Origin of the sequence: Brachybacterium hainanense, from assembly GCF_042434575.1 — a bacterium.
GTDB lineage: Bacteria > Actinomycetota > Actinomycetes > Actinomycetales > Dermabacteraceae > Brachybacterium > Brachybacterium hainanense.
On the sequence record NZ_JBHLSV010000038.1, the window covers coordinates 1 to 20536 of the forward strand.

16 protein-coding genes and 1 pseudogene are annotated in these 20536 nt (G+C 73.8%); 7 read left to right on the forward strand and 10 right to left on the reverse strand.

The features are described 5' to 3' along the window. The 6 genes from narJ to ACFFF6_RS19105 all read left to right on the forward strand — a co-directional run. The coding region (gene narJ / locus ACFFF6_RS19080) for a nitrate reductase molybdenum cofactor assembly chaperone (protein WP_376983103.1) at positions 1 to 843 on the forward strand (843 nt) is incomplete at its 5' end. Then, positions 840 to 1571, forward strand: coding sequence for a respiratory nitrate reductase subunit gamma (gene narI, locus ACFFF6_RS19085; RefSeq protein WP_376983104.1), 732 nt, complete (start codon positions 840 to 842; stop codon positions 1569 to 1571). The genes narJ and narI, both read left to right, overlap by 4 nt. 157 nt (positions 1572 to 1728) lie before the next feature. Continuing rightward, positions 1729 to 2019 (forward strand): DUF6457 domain-containing protein, encoded by a 291-nt coding sequence (locus ACFFF6_RS19090; protein ID WP_376983105.1) that lies wholly within the window; start codon positions 1729 to 1731, stop codon positions 2017 to 2019. Positions 2020 to 2289: 270 nt separating this feature from the next. Beyond that, positions 2290 to 3693: a UDP-glucose dehydrogenase family protein gene (locus ACFFF6_RS19095; protein WP_376983106.1), complete on the forward strand. Its 1404-nt coding sequence runs from the start codon at positions 2290 to 2292 to the stop codon at positions 3691 to 3693. A 53-nt stretch (positions 3694 to 3746) separates the two neighbouring features. Further along, a complete protein-coding gene (locus ACFFF6_RS19100; RefSeq protein WP_376983107.1) occupies positions 3747 to 7643 on the forward strand; it encodes a Pls/PosA family non-ribosomal peptide synthetase in 3897 nt (1298 codons plus the stop codon). Next, a complete protein-coding gene (locus ACFFF6_RS19105) occupies positions 7640 to 8944 on the forward strand; it encodes a M1 family metallopeptidase (RefSeq protein ID WP_376983108.1) in 1305 nt (434 codons plus the stop codon). Before ACFFF6_RS19100 ends, ACFFF6_RS19105 begins: the two co-directional genes overlap by 4 nt. Here the strand turns inward: ACFFF6_RS19105 and ACFFF6_RS19110 are convergent, their stop codons facing one another. After that, positions 8945 to 9448 carry a 4'-phosphopantetheinyl transferase family protein gene (locus tag ACFFF6_RS19110; protein WP_376983109.1) on the reverse strand — a complete coding sequence of 168 codons (504 nt, stop codon included), beginning with the start codon at positions 9446 to 9448 and terminating at the stop codon, positions 8945 to 8947. A 475-nt stretch (positions 9449 to 9923) separates the two neighbouring features. Here ACFFF6_RS19110 and ACFFF6_RS19115 point away from each other — a divergent pair, with 475 nt between their 5' ends. Then, entirely contained in the window at positions 9924 to 11048 is a 1125-nt protein-coding gene (locus ACFFF6_RS19115) for a putative endonuclease domain-containing protein (RefSeq protein WP_376983110.1), read from the forward strand. A gap of 493 nt (positions 11049 to 11541) precedes the next feature. Here the strand turns inward: ACFFF6_RS19115 and ACFFF6_RS19120 are convergent, their stop codons facing one another. The 9 genes and pseudogenes from ACFFF6_RS19120 to ACFFF6_RS19160 form a co-directional block, all read right to left on the reverse strand. Further along, a complete protein-coding gene (locus tag ACFFF6_RS19120) occupies positions 11542 to 12573 on the reverse strand; it encodes a hemolysin family protein (protein ID WP_376983111.1) in 1032 nt (343 codons plus the stop codon). After that, on the reverse strand, positions 12570 to 13928 hold the full coding sequence (locus ACFFF6_RS19125) for a hemolysin family protein (protein ID WP_376983112.1): 1359 nt from the start codon (positions 13926 to 13928) through the stop codon (positions 12570 to 12572). Before ACFFF6_RS19125 ends, ACFFF6_RS19120 begins: the two co-directional genes overlap by 4 nt. 77 nt (positions 13929 to 14005) lie before the next feature. After that, on the reverse strand, positions 14006 to 14869 hold the full coding sequence (locus ACFFF6_RS19130; RefSeq protein WP_376983114.1) for a metal ABC transporter permease: 864 nt from the start codon (positions 14867 to 14869) through the stop codon (positions 14006 to 14008). Beyond that, positions 14866 to 15615, reverse strand: coding sequence for a metal ABC transporter ATP-binding protein (locus tag ACFFF6_RS19135; RefSeq protein WP_376983115.1), 750 nt, complete (start codon positions 15613 to 15615; stop codon positions 14866 to 14868). Before ACFFF6_RS19135 ends, ACFFF6_RS19130 begins: the two co-directional genes overlap by 4 nt. After that, positions 15612 to 16535 (reverse strand): metal ABC transporter substrate-binding protein, encoded by a 924-nt coding sequence (locus tag ACFFF6_RS19140; RefSeq protein WP_376983116.1) that lies wholly within the window; start codon positions 16533 to 16535, stop codon positions 15612 to 15614. The genes ACFFF6_RS19135 and ACFFF6_RS19140 overlap by 4 nt, the downstream gene beginning before the upstream one ends. A gap of 79 nt (positions 16536 to 16614) precedes the next feature. After that, on the reverse strand, positions 16615 to 17490 hold the full coding sequence (gene rfbA, locus ACFFF6_RS19145) for a glucose-1-phosphate thymidylyltransferase RfbA (protein ID WP_376983117.1): 876 nt from the start codon (positions 17488 to 17490) through the stop codon (positions 16615 to 16617). A 61-nt stretch (positions 17491 to 17551) separates the two neighbouring features. After that, positions 17552 to 18856: a glycosyltransferase family 4 protein gene (locus ACFFF6_RS19150; protein ID WP_376983118.1), complete on the reverse strand. Its 1305-nt coding sequence runs from the start codon at positions 18854 to 18856 to the stop codon at positions 17552 to 17554. Next, positions 18853 to 19248, reverse strand: a complete 396-nt coding sequence (locus ACFFF6_RS19155) for a hypothetical protein (RefSeq protein WP_376983119.1) — start codon at positions 19246 to 19248, stop codon at positions 18853 to 18855. The genes ACFFF6_RS19150 and ACFFF6_RS19155 overlap by 4 nt, the downstream gene beginning before the upstream one ends. A gap of 12 nt (positions 19249 to 19260) precedes the next feature. Next, positions 19261 to 20536 (reverse strand): annotated as a pseudogene (locus ACFFF6_RS19160) (asparagine synthetase B); the annotation flags it as partial.

Consider the following 20536-nt stretch of genomic DNA (forward strand, 5'->3'; position numbering starts at 1 on the left):
CCTGCACCGCCCCGGGCCGCGGGGCGGGCCGGGGGCCGCGGTCCCCGGACGGCGCGGCGCCCCGCGGACCTGCTGCTCGCCTCCGGGCTCGACGTCCCGCAGCTGCGGGCCTGCTGGCTCGCGGTCTCGTGGCTGCTGACCTATCCCGACGAGGAGACCCGATCCCGCGACGGGCAGCTGCGCGCGCTCGTCGGAGACCTGCCCGGGAGCGTGCGGGAGCCGCTCGCCCGCACCCTCGACGCCCTCGCTGCGATGGACCCCCTCGCGGCGCAGGAGCTCTACGTCGACACCTTCGACACGCGACGCCGCGGGTGCCTGCACCTGACGTACTTCAGCCACGGGGACACGCGCCGGCGCGGCATGGCGCTCGTGCGGATCAAGCAGGACTTCCGCGCGGCCGGCGTCGAGATCGGCTCCGGGGAGCTCCCGGACCACCTGCCCCTCGTGCTCGAGTTCGCGGCCGCGCACGACGCGGCCCGCGGCGCGAAGATCCTGCGCGCGGGCCGGCCCGGCGTCGAGCTGCTGCGCCTGCACCTGGAGGAGATCGCCTCGCCCTGGCACGGGGCGCTGCAGGCCCTGTGCGCCACGCTCCCGCCGCTGGATGCCGACGACCGCGCCGCGATCCTCCGCCTGGCGGAGGAGGGCCCCGAGGAGGAGACCGTGGGCCTGGACGGCTACGGGGCCGAGCACGACGCCGGCGACCTCGCCGGACAGACCTTCGCCGCCTCCCTGCCCGGGGGCCCGATGGACCCCGGCGGGCGAATGCGGCCCGGCGCCTCCTGCGGCGATGCCGCGCCCCCGGGCCCCGTGCCCGTCGACCTGATGAGAGGACGGCCCTCATGAGCCCCGACTCGGTCCCCGCGATCCTCCTGTGGATCGTCTACCCCTACATGGTGCTGGCCGTGTTCGTGCTGGGGCACGTGTGGCGCTTCCGCACGGACCGCTTCGGCTGGACCTCCCGCTCGAGCCAGATCTACGAGTCGAAGCTGCTGTCGATCGGCTCGCCGCTGTTCCACTACGGCATCATCGGCATCTTCGTGGGGCACGTGGTCGGCCTCGGGATCCCGAAGTCGTGGACCGACGCGGTCGGCATCACCAACCACATGTACCACCTCATGGCGGTGACGATCGGCCTGGCCGCCGCGGCCGCCTGCGTGGGCGGGCTGGCGATCCTGCTGTACCGCCGGCGCACCAACTCGCGCGTGTTCGGGGCGACGACCGCGGGCGACAAGCTCATGTTCGCGCTGCTGGCGATGACGATCCTGTGCGGGGTGCTCGCGACCCTCGTGCACTCGACCTTCGGGGTGTACGACTACCGCGAGGGCGTGTCGATCTGGTTCCGGGACTTCTGGACCCTCCGGCCCCAGGCGGAGCTCATGACCGCGGCGCCGATCTTCTTCCAGCTGCACGTCCTGTCCGCGCTGACGCTGTTCGCGATCTGGCCCTTCACCCGCCTCGTCCACGTGTTCGCGGCGCCGATCGGCTACCTGACCAGGCCCTACATCGTCTACCGCAGCAAGGATCCGGCGAAGGAGGCGGAGCGCCGCGGCTGGGAGAAGATCCGCTTCTGAGCCCGCCGCGCGGAGCATCGATCGTGGGCTGGCGTTCCGTTTCCGGTGCGAAAGTGGTTCGCCGACCCACGATCGATGCCATCGGCCCCGCCCGCACCACCCACCCATCGCCCGCCATCCACCAACCACCACCCGCCACTCCAGGGGAGGAGCAGACATGGCAGCAGCACGACCGCCGGTGACCCAGCAGGAGGACTGGGAGCGCGTGCTGCGGCCCTGGCTCGAGGAGGTCGCCGGCAGCCTCGGCATCGGCGACGTCGACCTCGACGTGGACCGGGTCCACACCATGACCGGCGCCGTCGCGACCGGCCTCCAGCGGTCCATGGCGCCGATCTCCTCCTTCCTCGTCGGCGCCGCCGTCGCCCGCGGCATGCGCCTCGAGGACGCCTGCCGCGCCGTGGAGCGGCTGTGCCCCGAGGCCGGGGCCGGGGCACCGGGCGGACGCTAGCCGCGCCCCGGGGGACGGCGCCTCCCCCTCCGTCCGCCGGGCACCAGGCCGCTGGGCGGAACCGGTTCAGAAACGCGGGCGGCTGAACCGAAACCGCCCGGTTCCCGGCACGTACACGTAGGGGACCGGTCCCCGGCACATAGGGGAGTCGTGCCTGCCGATCGGCATCCGCCGTTCACGGAGGTGGGGCGGGACGTTCACCCGCGGGGCGTTCACTGGGCGGACCGGTGCGGCGCACCAGCCGCGCCCCGTCCGCGAAAGGCGGCCCCCGTGGCATCGACCTTCCTGGAAGCAGCTCCCCTCGTCGCCGCACCCTCCCCGGCCACGGCCCCGGCCCGCCCGCTCACCGTGTCCGTGATCGGCTGCGGGTACCTGGGGGCCGTGCATGCCGCCGCGATGGCGGAGGCCGGGCACCGCGTGATCGGCCTGGACGTGGACGCGCCGAGGATCGCGCAGCTCGGGTCGGGCCGCGCCCCCTTCCACGAACCGGGACTCGCCGAGGTCCTCGCCTCCGGCCTCTCCCGGGAGGCCCTGTCCTTCACCACCGACCCCGCCGCTCTCGCCGACGGCGACGTGCACTTCCTCGCGCTCGGCACCCCGCAGCGCACGGACGGCCCGGGCGCGGACCTCTCCTTCCTGCATGCCGCGCTCGACGCGCTCATCCCGCAGCTGCGCCGCCGCGCCGGCCGCACCACCCTGGTCGTCGGCAAGTCCACGGTCCCCGTCGGCACCGCCCGGGAGCTCGCCGCCCGCCTCGCCGACCTGCCCGGGGTGCACCTCGTGTGGAACCCGGAGTTCCTGCGGGAGGGCCGTGCCGTGGCCGACGCCCTCCGCCCGGACCGGCTCGTGTACGGCATCGGCGAGGACCCGCACAGCCCCGCCGGGCAGGAAGCCGTCGCCGCGCTGGACGCCGTCTACCGGCCGATGCTCGAGGCCGGGGTGCCGCGCCGCGTCATGAGCTACGAGTCCGCCGAGCTCGTGAAGGTGTCCGCGAACTCCTTCCTCGCCACGAAGATCTCCTTCATCAACGCGGTCGCCGCGCTGTGCGAGAGGACCGGCGCGGACGTGGCCGACGTCGCGGACGCGATCGGGATGGACGAGCGGATCGGCCCGCAGTTCCTGCGCTCCGGGATCGGCTTCGGCGGCGGCTGCCTGCCCAAGGACCTCCGAGCCCTGCTCAGCCGCGCCGAGGAGCTCGGCGCGGGTGACTCCTTCGGCGTCCTGCGCGAGGTCGATGCGATCAACGCCGGCCGCCGCACCCGCGCCGTCGACCTCGCCCGCGAGGCCCTCGACGGTCAGCTCGCCGGTGCGCGCGTGGCCGTGCTCGGCGCCGCCTTCAAGCCCGACACCGACGACGTCCGCGACTCCCCCGCTCTCGAGATCGCGCGGCGCCTCGCGGCCGCCGGGGCCCGCGTGCGCATCACCGACCCCGCCGCGCTGCCCGCGGTGCGACGCCTCGCCCCCGAGCTGACGACCGAGCCCGATCCGCAGCACGCCCTGCGCGACGCCGAGCTCGTGCTCCTGCTCACCGAATGGCCCGCCTACCGGGCCCTGGACCCCCGGAGGACGGCCCGTCTCGTCGCACGGCCCCGCATCATCGACGGCCGCGGCGTGCTGGACCTCCCTCGCTGGCGATCCGCCGGATGGGAGTGCCGCGCGCTCGGCCGCCCCTGAGGCACCGGGGCGCCGGACATCCTCCGTTCACCCGCGTCCTCCACAATGCCCTCGTGACCACCACCCCCGCGGGCCTGCTGCCCAGCCTCCTCGCCGCCTCCCGGGCACCTGCCCCGCGCACCCTCGTGGACGTGTTCCGCCGCACCGTGCAGGCGAGCCCCGAGGCCCCCGCCGTCGACAGCGGCACGCAGACCCTCAGCTACACCGAGCTCGCGCAGGCCGCGGAGGAGCTCGCCGACCGCCTCCACGCGATCGGCGTCGGCCCCGGCGACCGGGTCGGCGTGCGCGTCTCCTCCGGCACCACCGACCTGTACGTCGCCATCATCGGCACGCTCCTGGCCGGCGCGGCCTACGTGCCCGTGGATGCCGACGACCCCGACGAACGGGCCCGCGTCGTCTTCGAGGAGTCCTCGGCGGCGGCCGTGATCGGCACCGGCCTCGCGGTCACCGCGATCGGCCCGCCGCGGGAGAGCATCACCCCCCGCGAGGTGCTCCCCTCCGACGACGCCTGGATCATCTTCACCTCCGGCTCGACCGGGAAGCCCAAGGGAGTGGCCGTCACCCACCGCAGCGCCGCCGCCTTCGTCGACGCCGAATCCCGCCTGTTCCTGCAGGAGGAGCCGCTGGGCCCCGGCGACCGGGTGATGGCGGGCCTGTCCGTCGCCTTCGACGCCAGCTGCGAGGAGATGTGGCTGGCCTGGGCATACGGGGCCTGCCTCGTGCCCGCTCCCCGCTCCCTGGTCCGCTCCGGCGTGGACGTGGGCCCCTGGCTCGTCGCCAACTCCATCACGATCGTCTCGACCGTGCCGACCCTCGTCTCCCTGTGGCCCGCCTCCTCCCTCGACCAGGTGCGCCTGCTCATCATGGGCGGGGAGGCCTGCCCGCCGGAGCTCGCCGCCCGCCTGCAGGCTCCCGGCCGGGAGGTCTGGAACACCTACGGGCCCACCGAGGCGACCGTCGTCGCCTGCGCCGCCCTCCTCACCGGCGAGGGCCCCGTCCGCATCGGCCTGCCGCTGGAGGGATGGGACCTCGCCGTCGTCGACGAGGCCGGCCGGCCCGTCCCCGAGGGCGGCACCGGGGAGCTGATCATCGGCGGGGTGGGGCTGGCCCGCTACCTCGACCCCGCCAAGGACGCGGAGAAGTACGCGCCGATGCCGACGCTGGGCTGGGACCGCGCCTACCGCTCCGGCGACCGCGTCGTCAACGATCCCACGGGCCTGCTGTTCGCGGGCCGGGCCGACGATCAGATCAAGCTGGGCGGGCGCCGCATCGAGCTGGGCGAGATCGACGACCAGATGCTGCGCCTGCCCGGCGTGGTCTCCGCAGCGGCGGCCGTGCGCACCAGCCGCTCCGGGAACCGGCTCCTGGTCGGCTACCTCGCCGTCGACGGCTCCTACGACGCCGATGCCGCCCGCGCCCTCCTGCGCGAGCGCATGCCCGCCGCGCTCGTGCCCCGCCTCGCCGTGCTGCCGGACCTGCCGACCCGCACGTCCGGCAAGGTCGACCGCGACGCGCTGCCCTGGCCGCTGCCCGCCGGGGCCGATGGTCCCCGAGACGGCGGGGGCCTCACCGGCACCGCCGCCTGGATCGCGGAGATCTGGTCCGATGTGCTGGGCGCCGAGCCGCGCCGCGGCGGCGATGATTTCTTCGACCTCGGCGGCGGCTCCCTCACCGCCGCGCAGGTCGTCAGCCGCCTGCGCGCGCAGCATCCGGAGATCGCCGTCGGCGACGTGTACACCCACTCCACGGTCGCGGCCCTCGCCGGGCTCGTCGACTCCCTCGGCGCCTCCCGCCACACCAGCGACCGCACCATCGCCCCGATCCGCCGCCGCACCCAGGTGGTCCAGTGGCTCGCCCTCGTGCCGCTGCGGGCGTTCGCCGCCCTGCGCTGGATCACCCTGCTGATGATCGGCTCGACCCTGCTCGCCGCGCTGGCCCCGCTGCCGTGGGCGGTCGCCTTCCCGCTGTGGCTACTGGTCCCCCTCGCCGCGCTGGTCGTGCTGCCCCCGGGCCGGATGCTGCTCGCCGCCCTCGCCGCCCGGATCCTGCTGCGACGCGTCACCGCGGGCGACCACCCGCGCGGCGGCCGCGTGCACCTGCGCCTGTGGCTCGCCGAGCGCATCCAGGACGAGCTCGGGGCGACCTCCCTGTCCGGCACCGCCTGGATGCCGCTGTACGCGCAGCTGCTGGGCGCGAGGCTGGGCCGCGACGTGGACCTGCACACCCTCCCGCCGGTCACCGGCATGCTCGAGATCGGCTCGGGCGCGGCGATCGAGCCGGAGGTCGACCTCGCCGGGCACTGGATCGACGGCGACCGGGTGCGGATCGGTCCCGTGCGGATCGGGGCGCGCGCCCGCATCGGCGCGCGCAGCACCCTCGGCCCCGGGGCCCGCATCGGGAAGGACGCGGAGGTCGCCCCCGGCTCCTACGTCGAGGGGAGCGTGGGCGCCGGCGAGTTCTGGTCCGGGGCGCCCGCCCGCCGCCAGGCCCGCGCCCGCGGCCCCTGGCAGACCCACGATCCGCGGCGCGGGCGCGGCCTGTGGCCCGCCCTGTACGGTGCCGCGGGCCTGCTCATCTCCCTGCTGCCGGTGCTCGCGACCGCCGCCGAGCTGCTGGTCCTCGCCCCCGCCGCGGCCGGCACCGCCACACTCGGCGAGGCCGTCGCGGCGAGCCTGCCCTGGCTGCCGCTCGGCATCGCCGCCGGCTTCGCGGTCCTCGCCCTCGCCGTGCTCGCCCTCACCCGCCTGCTCGGTCTCGCGATCCGGCCCGGCCATCACGCCGTCCGCTCCGCGGCGGGCCTCAGCATCTGGGCGACGCTGCGGCTCCTGGACGAGGCCCGCACCTGGCTGTTCCCCCTGTACGCGGGCGCCCTCACCCCGGTGTGGCTGCGCCTGCTGGGGGCGCGGATCGGCAGCGGCGTCGAAGCCTCCACCGTGCTCATGATCCCGAGCCTCGTGCAGGTCGGCGATCACGCCTTCCTCGCCGATGACACGCTCATCGGCCCCTACGAGCTGGGCGGGGGCCGGATCCGCGTGGACCGGGTGAAGGTCGGCAAGCGCGCCTTCGTCGGAAACTCCGGCATGCTCGCCGCGGGCCGCAAGGTGCCCAAGCGCTCCCTGGTCGCCGTGCTCTCGGCGGCGCCGCGGCGCACCAAGGCCTCCGCCGGCACGTCCTGGATGGGCAGCCCGCCGCGGAAGCTGCGCCGCACCAGCTCAGAGCACGATGCGCGCCGCACCTACGACCCGCCGCTGCGGCTGAAGGTGCTGCGCGGCCTCGTCGAGACCTGTCGGCTCGTGCCGATGCTGCTGGGCGTCCTCCTGCACGTCGCGGTCGCCCTCGCCCTCGCGGCGCTGCTGCTGGCCCCCGGCCTGCCCGCCGCCGGAGCGGCCGGGCTCGCGATCGTGCTGGGCGGTCCCGTCCTGCTGGCCGGGAGCATGCTCGCGGCCGCCGTCACCGTCGCCGCGAAATGGACGATCATCGGGCGGCACCGGCCCTCCGAGCACGAGCTGTGGACCCCGGCGGTGTGGCGCGATGAGCTCGCCGACACCTTCACCGAGGTCCTCGCCGCCCCCTGGTTCGCGGCCCTGACCAGCGGTAGCCCGGCGATCGTGCTGTGGATGCGGGCGATGGGCGCGCACATCGGCCGCGGCGTCTGGCTCGAGAGCTACTGGCTTCCGGAGACGGATCTCGTGACCCTCGGCGACGGCGCCACGGTGGGCCGCGGCTGCGTCGTCCAGACCCACCTGTTCCACGACCGGGTGCTGGCGATGGACGCCGTCGAGATCGCCGAGGGTGCGACCCTCGGTCCCAACTCCGTGATCCTCCCGGCCGCGAGCATCGGCCGCCACGCGAGCGTCGGCCCGGCAAGCCTCGTCATGCGCGGAGAAGGGGTACCCTCGCGGACGCGCTGGATCGGCAACCCCATCGGCCCCTGGGAGGACGAGGCATGACCACGAGGCAGGGCACCGACCCCTACGTCCCGGGGCACGGCGAGGCGAGCTACCGGGTCCTCCACTACGACCTCGTGCTCGCCTGCAGGGTCGCGAGCAACCGGCTCGACGCGCAGGCCGTGCTGCGCTGCCGGGCCCAGGCCGATGCGCCGACGATCCGGCTGGACCTGCACGCCCTGCACGTGCAGAAGGTCCAGGTCGACGGGAGGGCCGCGGCGTTCCAGCATCCCGGCCGCAAGCTCGTGATCCGCCGTCCCATCCGCTCCGGGGAGGAGTTCGAGGTCCGCGTGGCCTACTCCGGGAAGCCGCGCCCGGTCCCCTCCAGGCGACTGGGCACCGCGGGCTGGGAGGAGCTCGAGGACGGGGTCATCGTCGCCGCCCAGGTGCACGGCGCACCCTCGTGGTTCCCCTGCAACGACCGGCCCGATGACAAGGCGACCTACACCGTCGCGGTCACCGCGCCGTCCGAGTACTACGTGGCCGTCTCCGGTGAGCTCGTCGGCACGCGGCATCACCGCGGCGGCACCGTCTGGACCTACGAGCAGACCGCGCCCATGGCCCCGTACCTCGCGACCGTGCAGATCGGCCGCTACGAGATGCGGGAGCAGGCCGGGCGCCCCGTCGCCGTGCGCACCATCGCCCCGCCGCAGCGCGACGCCGCCGCCTTCGCCGCCTCCTTCGGCCGGCAGGCGGAGATGATCACCGCCTTCGCCCGCCTGTTCGGGCCCTATCCCTTCGACTCGTACACGGCCGTGATCACGCAGGACGAGCTCGAGATCCCGCTCGAGTCGCAGGGCCTGTCGACCTTCGGCAGCAACCATGTCAGCGCCGACTGGGATGCCGTGCGCCTGGTCGCCCACGAGCTCTCCCACCAGTGGTTCGGCAACGCCGTCACCGCCGCGAGCTGGCGGGACATCTGGCTGCACGAGGGCTTCGCCTGCTACAGCGAATGGCTGTGGTCGGAGGTCTCCGGAGGGCGCACCGCCGCTCAGCACGCCGCCCATCATCACGCCCGGCTCGCAAGGCTCCCGCAGGACCTGCTGCTGTCGGATCCGGGACCGGACCTCATGTTCGACGACCGGGTGTACAAGCGGGGCGCACTGCTCGTGCACGCCCTGCGATGCGCCGTCGGCGACGAGGCGTTCTTCGAGATCCTGCGCAGCTGGGTCACGGAGAACGCCGGCGGGAACGTCACGACGGCCATGTTCCGCGCGCATGCGCAGCAGCGGACCGAGGCGGACCTGTCGGGCCTGTTCCTCGCCTGGCTGGACGAGCTGCCGCTGCCGTCCCTGCCGCGCTGATCAGCCCAGCGCGAGCACCGCTCGATAGCCGGGCGGGACGGGGACCCGGTGCAGATCGTGTCCGGCGAGGGGCACGGCGGTCATGGCCTGGGCCAGGCCGGTGCCGCGCAGCTTGAGGATCGCCTCCTTCGCGCACCACAGGTCGGTGCGCGCCTGCGGTCCGGTGTCGAGCCAGGCGTCCTCCGGGTGCAGGACGAGGCGCGGGTCCCAGCGCCCGTCCACCGCCCTGATCTCCTCGATGTCCGCTCCCACCCGCGATCCGCGGTGCACGGCGATCAGCAGATGGGGACCGGCGCGGGAGACGCTCGCCGCGACGGTCGCGCCGGCCGCCCGCACCCAGGGCCGACCGTGGGCGGAGGATCCGCAGCGCGGACACAGACGGCCCACCTCCACGTGCGCCGCGGCGAGGTCGAGCAGCCGAGCCGCCGCGACGCGCACACAGGAGTCCGCGTCCGCGGCGGAATCGTGGAGCTCGACGGTCGTGCGGGACGCGTCCCAGGTCATCCGCTCAGCCTAGTCGTCCGCTGCCGTGCCCCCGCTGCCCACGGTTGAGGCAGCCTCTCCGCGCCACCCCGCCACTGCCCGTCGATGAGGCACATCCGCACCGCCACCCACCGCTGCCCGTCGATGAGGCACATCCGCACCGCCACCTCACCGCTGCCCGTCGATGAGGCACTGTCACCGCGCCATCCCACCGCTGCCCGTCGATGAGGCAGACCGACCCGGGTTCTGCCTCATCCACGGGCAGGCCCCCGTTCTTCGCCTCCACCCCGCCGCCGTGACCGATACCACGCGGCCGAGCTCGCCGCCGGTGTCGCCATGCCCGCCGCTGCCACCATGGCTGGCCCCGCAGCGATGGCCGTGGTCGCGTCGGCACCCGGCCGGCACCGCCGTCCCGCTTCTCCTCCCCATCAGAGGGTCATCCACATGCGCGCTGCGGCCATCGCGGGAACACCCCGGTTCTCTCTAGCGTTCCGTTATGGGTTCACCGCACAGGCTCCCCCGGCGCGACGTCGCTCCACGAAGTCTGCGCCGACGCGAGCACTGGCTGAGCCTCGGTGTGAGCTCGCGGCGTCTCGCATCGGACGAGTTCCTCCACGTCTTCGCCGGCTGGTACACACCCGCCACCGCCCCCGCCAGCTTCACCACGCTGTGCCGACTGCTCCAGCAGGAGATCCTGCCGGGATCGGTGATCGGCTTCTCCTCCGCGGCGGTCCTGCTCGGCATACCCCTTCCCCGGCAGCTCGACGGCGGGGTCGGCCTGCTGGGCTCGGCCGCGTCGAGCATCGACGGTCAGCGTCTCCTCCCGTCGCTCCTGGGACCGGAGGACGTCGATGACGCGTTCTCGGACCTCGAGGGGTTCCGGGTCGGTTCGATCCCGCCGATCCACGCGCTCCGCAGGCCGGGCAGCGGGGGCGGAGGCGGCCCGGGGTATCGCATCCATCGCGGCATCATCGGCGACACGGCGAGGGTCGGCGATGTCGAGGTCAGCCATCCCTGTGAGGTGCTCCTGCAGCTCGCCCGGTGCCTGCCGCTCTGGGACCTGGTCGCGGCGATCGACGGGGCGATCGGCCCGAACGCGACATGCTGCGGAGTCGCCCTCGCCGATGTGCTCGCCTTCGCCGACACTGCCCGAGGCCGGCCCGGCAGCGCGGCTCTGCGTCGTGCGGCAGGCCTCGCCCGCGAGCACGTCGAGTCCCCGGGCGAGAGCGCGACGCGTCTGCTCGTCACCGCTGCCGGGTTCGAGGAGCCGGTGCCCAACCTTCCCGTCGCGGTCCCCGGCAGGTCGGCGCCGCGCCGCGTCGACGGCGGGTGGCGCGCGGTCAAGGTCGGCTTCGAGTACGACGGCAGCTGGCGTCGGCGATCGCGGGAGGCATGGCTCGATGACCAGGAGCGCGCGGCCGAGCTCGCGGCCGTGGGCTGGGACCTCCAGCGCCTGACCTCCCGGCAGCTGCCGGACCCGCTGAGCTTTCTGCTCCGGCTCCGGTCGGCGTTGCTCGTCCGCGGCGCCGATGCACCGACCGAACAGCAGATCCGCAGCGCCGTGCGTGAGGTGCTCCGCTCCCGGCCGGCGATGCGCTACCTCCCGGCCGACGAGTGCTGAGCGTCCGCAGCCGTTCCGCACGCTGTCAGCGCCACACCGACCGGCACCGCTGCCCGCTCACGTGGCAGAACCCGAACCGGACTGCACCGCTGCCCGCCGATGAGGCAGAAGCCGAACCGAGGTGCCCCAACCACGGTCAGCGCCACCTCATCCACCATCATCTGCCACAACGACGGTCAGCCCAGCCTCCGCCAGCACCCCGCCCACGACCACGGCCAGATCCGAGCTGCACCGCTGCCCGGGGATGAGGCAGAACTGACACGATCTGCTACAAACGCGGTCATGCCCACAGCCACTGTCGGGACACTGCCCGGGGATGAGGCAGAAGCGAAGCGATCTGCCACAGGCACGGTCAAGCCCACAGCCACTGCTGCACCGCTGCCCGGGGATGAGGCAGAAGCGAAGCGATCTGCCGCAGGCACGGTCAGCGCCCCCACCGGCACGGCGATCTGCCACAAACACGGTCAGCGCGGTCGCGGTCCCGCCCGTCCGATCAGGGCCCCACCGGCTGCGCCTCGGCGCTGGGGAGGAGGTGCTCGAGCACGTCGGAGACCGTCACCACGCCCATGCCGCCGCCGCTGCGGCGCACGAGCGCGAGCTGGGCGGCGTTCTCGCGCATCGCGGTGAAGGCCGCGCCCAGCGGCGTCGTCCCCTCGATCACCAGCACGGGCCGCAGCAGGTCCCGGATCGGTGCGGCGTCCTCGAGTCCCATGGTGTCGCGGACGTGGACGACGTGATCCGGCGCGGCGGCGGGGTCCTCGCGGGAGCGCACCAGGATCCGCAGATGGCGGGAGGTGCGGGCGGCCGCGCGGACCGCTCCGGCGTCGGCCAGCGGTCCCACGGAGACGGGCGCACCGTGCTCGCCCACGAGGTCCTGGACCTGGAGGCGGCTGAGGTCGAGGGCGCGGGTGAGGGCTGCGGACTCGGCGGCGTCGAGCGTGCCCGCCCGCACCGAGTGGGCCAGCAGCGCGCGCAGATCCGCGGCGGTGTGCCCCGCCTCGACCTGGTCGACGGGCTCGACGCCCAGCATGCGCAGGCAGGCGTTCGCGGCCGCGTTCAGGACCCGCAGCACCGGCCGGGTCACGACCATGAAGGCACGCATCGGCAGGGCCAGCAGGATCGCGGAGCGCTCGGGATGCGCGACAGCCCACGACTTCGGCGCCATCTCCCCCACCACCAGGTGCAGGAAGGTGACGACGACGAGGGCGAGCACGAAGCCGATCACGTCCGCGACCACGAGCGGCAGCCCCAGCGCCTGCGCGAGAGGGGTGATCCCGTGGTGGACGGCGGGCTTGGTGATCGCGCCGAGCGCGAGGGTGCAGGCGGTGATGCCGAGCTGCGATCCCGCGAGCAGCACCGACAGCTCGGTGGAGCTGCGCAGAGCCGCGCGGGCGGAGCGGCTGCTCAGGGCGGCGTCCTCGAGACGGTGCCGCTTCGCGGCGATGAGCGCGAACTCGACGGCCACGAAGAAGGCGCTCAGCGCGATCAGCGCGATGGTCAGGGCGATGACGAGGCCGGCGCTCATCGGGCCTCCTCCGGTGACGAGGTCAGACGGATCCGGACCTGGGCGGGGACGTGGCGCTCGATCCGCAGGACCTCGACCTCGAGGACGGGCTCCGCGGGCGGGTCGGGCAGGGCGAGCCGTTCGGGGTCGGGCCGCAGCGGGACCCGGACCACCTCGCCGACCGCGGGGAACGCGCCGCGCAGCTCGACCAGGAGACCGCCGATGGTGGCGGCGCCGGATTCGGCGAGGTCGTGGCGGACGGCGCGCTCGACCTCGTCCAGCGGCAGGTCGCCGGGTGCGGTCCACTCCCCCTCGCCCGCGGGCACGATGACCTCGGCCCGATGGTCGTGCTCGTCGACGATGTCGCCGGTGAGCTCCTCGCCGAGGTCCTCCAGGGTGAGGATCCCCGCGAATCCGCCGTACTCGTCGACGACGCAGGCGAGCTCGGCGCGGGCCTCCCGGAGGGCTCGGACCGCATCGGGCAGCGGCAGGGTCGCGGGCAGGTGCAGGGCGGGGCGCAGGAGCTCGCGCACCGCCGCGGTCTCCGGCAGATCGGTCGTGAGCACGTCGATCAGATCGACGACGCCGACGACGTCCCCGTCCGCGAGCACGGGATAGCGCGAGTGTCCGCCGCGCAGCAGGGCTCGCAGCCCCGCGAGGTCGAGGTCCGCGTCGACGACGGCGGTGCGGGTGCGCGGCACCATCGCATGGGTCACGTCCTGACGAGGGAAGTCGAGGATCCGGTCCAGCAGCAGCGATTCCTCCTCGCCCAGGTCGCCGCTGGCCCGGGACTCCTCGACGATGTGCTCGAGGTCCCGCGGCGTCGCGGAGTGCTCGACGTCGTGGACCGGCTCGATGCGCAGCACGCGCAGGAGCGCGTTGGAGGCGGCGTCGAAGACGCGGATCAGCCATCCGAAGGCCCCCAGATAGAGCGCGGTCGAGCGGGCGAGGCCCAGGGCGAGCGGCTCGGGCCGGGCGATCGCGAGGTTCTTGGGCAGCAGCTCCCCGAAGACCATCTGGATGAGCGTGGACAGCAGCAGCGCGAGCACGGTGCCGATCGCGATGCCGACGCCGGGCGGGACGCCGACGCCGCCGAGGGCCTCGCCGACCGAGGCGCCGACGAGGGGTTCGGCGACATAGCCGACCAGCAGCCCGGTCACGGTGATGCCCAGCTGGGCCCCGGAGAGCATGAAGGAGGTGCGGCGGGTGATGCCGAGGGCGCGCTCGGCCGATCGGTCCCCGGCGGCGGCCCGCGCGGAGAGCCGGGACCGGTCCACGGCCATGTAGGCGAACTCCTGCGCGACGAAGTAGCCGGTCGCGGCGGTGATCGCGAGGATCACGAGGATGCCCAGGAGGAGGGCGAGGATCCAGCTCATCTGCCCGCCTCTCGGTCATGAGCGGGCAGGCCGGGTCTGTGATGGTCGTCCATGGTCCTTCCGGGGTTCGGGGACCTTCAGTGTGCGGAGCGGAGCTGGGAGCGGGCTGTGGCGGAGCTGAGGCGGCGCGCGAGGAGGACCAGCAGGAACAGCAGGCCCTGCGCGAGGACGACGAGTCCGCCGCTCGAGGCGTCCAGCCAGTAGCTGCCGATGATCCCGGCGGCCGCGCACAGCCCTGCCGCGAGCGGGGCGATCAGGAGCATGCGTCCGAAGCGGTCGGTGAGCAGCCTGGCGGTCGCCCCGGGGATGATGAGCATCGCGACCACGAGGATCACCCCCACGACCTGCAGGGCGACCACGCAGGTCAGGGCGAGCATCCCCAGCAGGAGGGCGCCCAGGCGGCGCGGGCTGAGGCCGATGGCGTGCGCGTGCGTGGGGTCGAAGGCGTACAGCGTGAGGTCGCGGCGGCGCAGCAGGAGCACGAGCGCGACGATGCCCGCGAGCACGGTGATCTGCAGCAGGTCGCCGCGGGAGATCCCGAGGATGTTGCCGAAGATGATGTGGCTGAGGTCCGTCTGGCTGGGGACCACCGAGATCAGCACGAGGCCGAGCGCGAAGAGGGTCGTGAAGACGATCCCGATCGCGGCGTCCTCCTTCACCTGTCCGGTGCCGCGGACCGCTCCGATGAGGGCGACGGCGCCGAGGCCGAACACGACGGCGCCGAGCGCGAAGGGCGCCCCGAGGGCGTAGGCGATCACGACCCCGGGCAGCACCGAGTGGGAGACCGCGTCTCCCATGAGCGACCAGCCGACGAGCACGAGCCAGCAGGACAGGAGCGCGCAGACGACGGCGGCGATCAGGGTGGTCAGCAGCGCGCGCACCATGAAGCCGTAGGAGAGGGGCTCGAGGACGAGGTCGAGCAGGGCGAGGTCGGGGCTCATGGACGGGATCCTGTGGGGTCGAGGCCGAAGGCGCGGGAGAGCTGGGCGGGGTCGAGGGCGTCCGCGACAGGGCCGTGCAGCAGGACGCGGCGCAGCAGCAGGATCGCGTCGTCGGCCAGCTGCGGGAGGGCCTGCAGGTCATGGGTCGAGACGAGGACGGTGCGGCCATCGGCGGCGAGCTCGTGCAGGAGGCGGACGATGGTTCCCTCGCTGCGCTTGTCGACGCCGGCGAAGGGCTCGTCCAGCAGCATGAGCCGGGCCTCCTGGGCGATGCCGCGGGCGACGAACACGCGTTTGCGCTGGCCGCCGGAGAGTCGGCCGATCTGACGGTCCGCGAGGTCGGCGAGCTCGACCCGGGCGAGGGCCTCGTCCACGGCCGTCCGGTCGGCGGCGCGGGGGCGGCGCAGGAGGCCCTGGTGCCCGTAGCGTCCCATCATGACGACGTCGCGCACGCAGACGGGGAAGTCCCAGTCGACGGCCTCGGCCTGGGGGACGTAGGAGACGATCCCGCGTCCTCGGGCCCGGGCCGGATCCTCGCCGAAGAGGCGGACGGTGCCGGCGTCGGGGCGCTGGATCCCCATGGCGGTGCGCAGGAGGGTCGACTTGCCGGAGCCGTTCATGCCGATCAGCCCGGTGATGCGTCCGGCCGGCAGGGCGAGGTGGACGCCGTCCAGGGCGGTCACCTCCCCGTAGCGGACGTGGACTCCTCGCATCTCGAGGGCGGGGGCTCCGGGGGCGGGCCTCATGCGCTCTCTCCTCTCAGTCCGGCGACGATGAGCTCCGTGTCGTGGCGGAGCAGGTCGAGATAGGTGGGGACGGGGCCGTCCGCGGCGGACAGCGAGTCGACGTAGAGGGTTCCCCCGAAGCGGGTCCCGGTCGCCTCGACGACCTGCTGCATGGGACGGTCGGAGACGGTCGACTCGCAGAACACGGCGGGCACCTGCCGTGCGCGGACGGCCTCGATGACGCCCGCGACCTGCTGCGGGGTGGCCTGCTGCTCGGCGTTGACGGGCCACAGGTAGCGTTCCTCGAGCCCTGCGTCGCGGGCGAGGTAGGAGAAGGCGCCCTCGCAGGTCACGAGCACCCGGTGCTCCGGGGGGAGCTGCGCGAGGGCGGTGGTCAGCTCGTCCTCGATCTCCTGGATGCGTCCCTGGTAGGCGGCGCCGTCGGCGGCATAGGCGGCGGCATGGCCGGGGTCGAGCGCGCAGAAGGCGTCGATCATGTTCTGCACGTAGAGGCGTCCTCCCGCGGGGCTCATCCAGGCGTGGGGGTTGGGAGCGCCGGCGTGGACGTCGCCGCGGATGGCGATCTCCTCGACGCCGGCGGAGACCGTCACGTGCGGGGCCCGGACCTCCTGGAGGAACCGGTCGAACCAGGCGTCGAGCCCCATGCCGGCCACGAGGACGAGGTCGGCGTGGACGGCCTTGGCGATGTCGCCGGGGGTGGGCTCGTAGCCGTGGACCTCGGCGCCCACCTTGGTGAGGGAGACGACCTCGAGGCGGTCTCCGGCGACCTGGCGGGCCATGTCGGCGATCACCGTGAAGGTCGTGAGCACGACCGGTCTCCCGCTCCGGGCGAGCTGCAGCGCGGAGCTGCTGTCCCCGCAGCCCGCGAGGGCGGCGGTCGCGGTCGCGGCGAGGAGCGCCATCACCTGCCGACGTCGCATCTTGCCATCACCTCATCTGATTGTTCGGCATGCCTAATATCTCCGAGCATACAGGTCCCCGGACGGGGTCCTGCAGAGGTCAGGCGCGACGCTCGCGTTCGAGCGCGTCCAGGAGGTAGCTGCCGTAACCGGACTTCAGGAGCGGCTCGGCCCGAGCACGCAGCTCCTCATCGTTCAGATAGCCCATACGCCAGGCCACCTCCTCCGGCGCACCGATCGAGAGACCCTGACGCATCTGCACCGTACGGATGAACTCACCCGCAGCCGCGAGATCATCGAACGTCCCCGTATCCAGCCACGCCGTACCACGCGTGAGGACCTCGACCTGCAGCATCCCGTCCTCGAGATAGCTCCGGTTCAGATCCGTGATCTCCAGCTCGCCCCGCGACGAGGGCCGCAGCGCCTTCGCCCGCTCCACCACCGTCTCGTCATAGAAGTACAGACCCGGAACAGCCAGGTTCGACCGAGGAACCGCAGGCTTCTCCTCGAGAGAGACCGCCCGCCCCGCCGCATCGGTCTCCACCACACCATAGGCAGAGGGATCCGCGACCCAGTACCCGAACACCGCCGCGCCCTCCAGATCGCTGTAGCGCCGCAGCTGCGCCCCCATCCCCTGCCCGTAGAACAGGTTGTCGCCCAGGACGAGCGCGGCCTTCCCCCCGTCCAGGAACTCCTCCCCCAGCACGAAGGCCTGCGCAAGACCATCCGGGGAGGGCTGCGCGACATACGAGATGTCCACGCCGAAACGCTCCCCATCACCGAGCACCTGCTCGAACGCGGACCGGTCCTGCGGGGTCGTGATGACCAGGATCTCCCGGATCCCCGCGAGCATGAGGGTGCTCAGCGGGTAGTAGATCATCGGCTTGTCGTAGACCGGCATGAGCTGCTTCGAGACGCCGATGGTCAGCGGATGGAGCCTGCTCCCCGTGCCCCCGGCCAGAATGATTCCGCGCATGGGAGCAGTATGGCAGTGCCGTGGGGCCCGGGAGTCCTCGGCCGCGGCCGCGCCGGGGGGATCAGGAGGGGGAGGCGGGGGTGGAGGAGGCGACCGTGCGCTCCAGCAGCTCGAGGTACGCGGCGGCGAGCAGATCGTCGTCGGCGTGCTCGGCCACCCAGTCCCGGCCCGCGCCGCCGGTGACCAGGCCGCTGCGGTCGGCGGCCAGACGGCGCCACAGCTGCGCCAGCGCCTCTCCGTCGCCGGGCGGCACCACGTCCCCGGCGCCGGCGGCGCGGACCACATCGGCCGCCTCGCCCGCGACGACGGCGCTCACGTGCCGGCCGGTCGCGAGCAGCTCGTACAGCTTCGAGGGGATCGTCCAGTCGAAGGGCTTCCAGTCGCGCAGGGACACCAGCACCGTGTCGGCCCAGTCGTACTGCTCGCCCACCCGCGGATGCGGGATGCGGGAGCCGATGGTGACCGGGGCGTCCAGCCGCTCCGCGAGCGCCGCCAGATCGTCCGCGGCGACACCGTGGCCGATCATGCGCACGTCCAGCGCCACACCCTCGCGGGCCAGGCGCGCGGCGGTCGCGACGACGAGCTCGAGGCCCTGCGAGCGGCCCATGTTGCCGAGGTAGAGGACCCGCAGCTCGGCGTGCTCGCCGAGCGGCGCCGCCGGGGCGAGACGGGTCAGGTCGGTGCCGTTGCGGACCACGTCGACCTCGGCGATGCCGCGCTCGCGCAGGACCCGCGCGAACTGGGCGGTCGTCGTCACCACGTGATCGGCCCCCTGCTGCCAGGTGGAGACGGCCCGGTGCACGCGCCGCTTCGCCAGCCGGGCCCCGACGGCGAGGAGCGCTCCCAGCGGGCCCGCCCGGCGATGGGCGACGGCGCCCGTCGCGGCCTCGGCGACGGCGGGGCCGATGTGCGTGACCAGATCCGGCCAGGCGTCACGCATCTCCGCCACCAGCGGCACACCCCACCGGGCGGCGAGCAGCCGCCCCACCAGCAGGCTCGGGATCGCGGGGGCGGTGGCGATGATGACGTCGGGGCGGTCGCCGGGACGGCGGAAGCGGCTCGCGACCCGGCGGGCGGCGTCGAAGGCGGCGACCAGATGATCCGCGGTGCGGGTGATGATGTCCGCCCGATGCGGCAGATACCAGGTGCGCAGGATGGTCTCGCCCGCGCTCCCGTGCTCGACGCGGCCCGGCCGGTGCGCGCGCGCCGCGGCCGCGCTCGGCCACCCCTCGGGATAGTGCGGCACCGGGGTCACGACGGTGAGCTGGTGGCCGGCCGCGACGATGCGCCGAGCGAGCGCGGCCCAGCGGCGCTGCGGGGCCCCGTACTCAGGAGCGTAGTAATGGGTGATCAGCAGGATCCTCATGGCGCCGCCTCCCCGACCGTCGGCGCGAGACCGACGGCGCGGCGCGCGTCCGCGAGCAGGGCCGGGTCCGCGTGCAGCGTCCCCGGAGCCGGGATCGCCCCGCGGGCGGTGCGGGCGTCGATCACCAGGTGCAGATGCGACTCCTCGTCGGGTCGCGGGGCGGCGAAGGCCGCGGCGGGCAGGAGCACCGTCCTGCTGCCGAGGCGTCCCAGGGCCACCGAGATCGCCGCGAGGGCCGCGGTCGCATCGGCCCGGTAGACGTCCTCGACCCGGCCGATCCACGTGCCCTCGCGGTCCAGGACCGCCGCGGAGGCGAGCTCCGTGTCGTCGCGGGCCGTGCCCTCGGCGGCCGCGACGCCGGCATCGGCCTCGCCATGAACGTCGTCGTCCATCTCCGTCCCCGCTCAGCGTTCGAACACGATCGCCATGGGCGTCTGCTCGCGCCCCTGGCCGAGGGGGTTGTCGGCGAACTGGAGCTCGTAGTGGGTCGCGCTGAGCGGCGCCGCCTGGCCGAGCGTGTTGCGGCCGATGTCGTTGGCGTCCATCACCACCGTGCCTGCGAAGGTGTCCCGCCATCGCTCGGGGACGGCCGCGCGGATGACGTCGTTCAGATGCGCGGCGACGGCATCGGGGTCCTTCGGAGGCAGCTTCGCGGAGACGTTCGCGGGGTACACGGAGTACTCGGTGGGTCCGTCGATCGCTCGCACGTTCCCGCCCACGACCTGGTAGAACAGCCCCTTCTTCCGCACCAGCTTCCCGGCGGCGCCGGCCGCGGAGGCCAGCAGCACCCGCGGGAGCCCGGCTTCCTGGATCGCCAGCTGCATCGTCACCGGATCCCCGAGGCCGATCCCGGCCGGGGTGCGGGCGACGTACCGCGACAGGGTGCTCGCCCACCAGGAGGGCTTGACGTCCCACACGAAGTAGGAGCGGCCCTGCATGATCGCGATGATCTTCTCGCTCACGGTGAGGTTCCAGGAGCGTCCGAGGGTCGCGTCCCGATGGTCCCGGGCCTCCGGCCCCTCGTCCTCGAGCGCCGCGTCCAGGGCGGTAAAGAAGTCCACGACGTAGCGGCGGATCTCCGGGTCCATGGGGGTGTCGGCCGCGAACTTCCCGGTGCGGATCGGGTAGCGGCGGGCGACCGTGCCGCCCTCGGCATCGGCCAGCTCCAGGTCCAGGTCCTTGCCGGCGTTCGCGGCCAGCGGGTCCTTCGGCTCGGGCTCGTCGAAGCGGCCGTGGTCGTCCTCGAGGGACAGCGGCTCTCCCGTCTCGGGCTCCGGGGCGTCGGGGTCGGCCTCGACGACCTCCCGCATCCACAGCTCGAGCAGGAACAGGCGCCAGAACACGGGGGCACCGCCCACGCTGCGGCCGGCGATGTGGTCCTCGAAGGCCTCGAGCACGGCTCGCTGGTCGGCCCAGCCGCGGCGCGCGAACTGCTCCGAGCGGAAGACCTGGTGGAGCATTCCCTTGAGGCGGCTCGTCCAGGCCTCGAGGTCGATCGCGGCCGGGTGCTCGGGCCGGGTCGCGGCCGCCGACGGGTTCGCCAGCGGCCCGAGGGCCTCCAGGGCCGCGGCGGGATCGGTCCGGGCGTCGGCGCGCAGGGCCGCCCGGACGGCCGTGTTCAGCAGCGGCAGGATCACGAGGATGCCGAAGCGGGCGGCGTTGCGGCGGGCGGCGGTGATC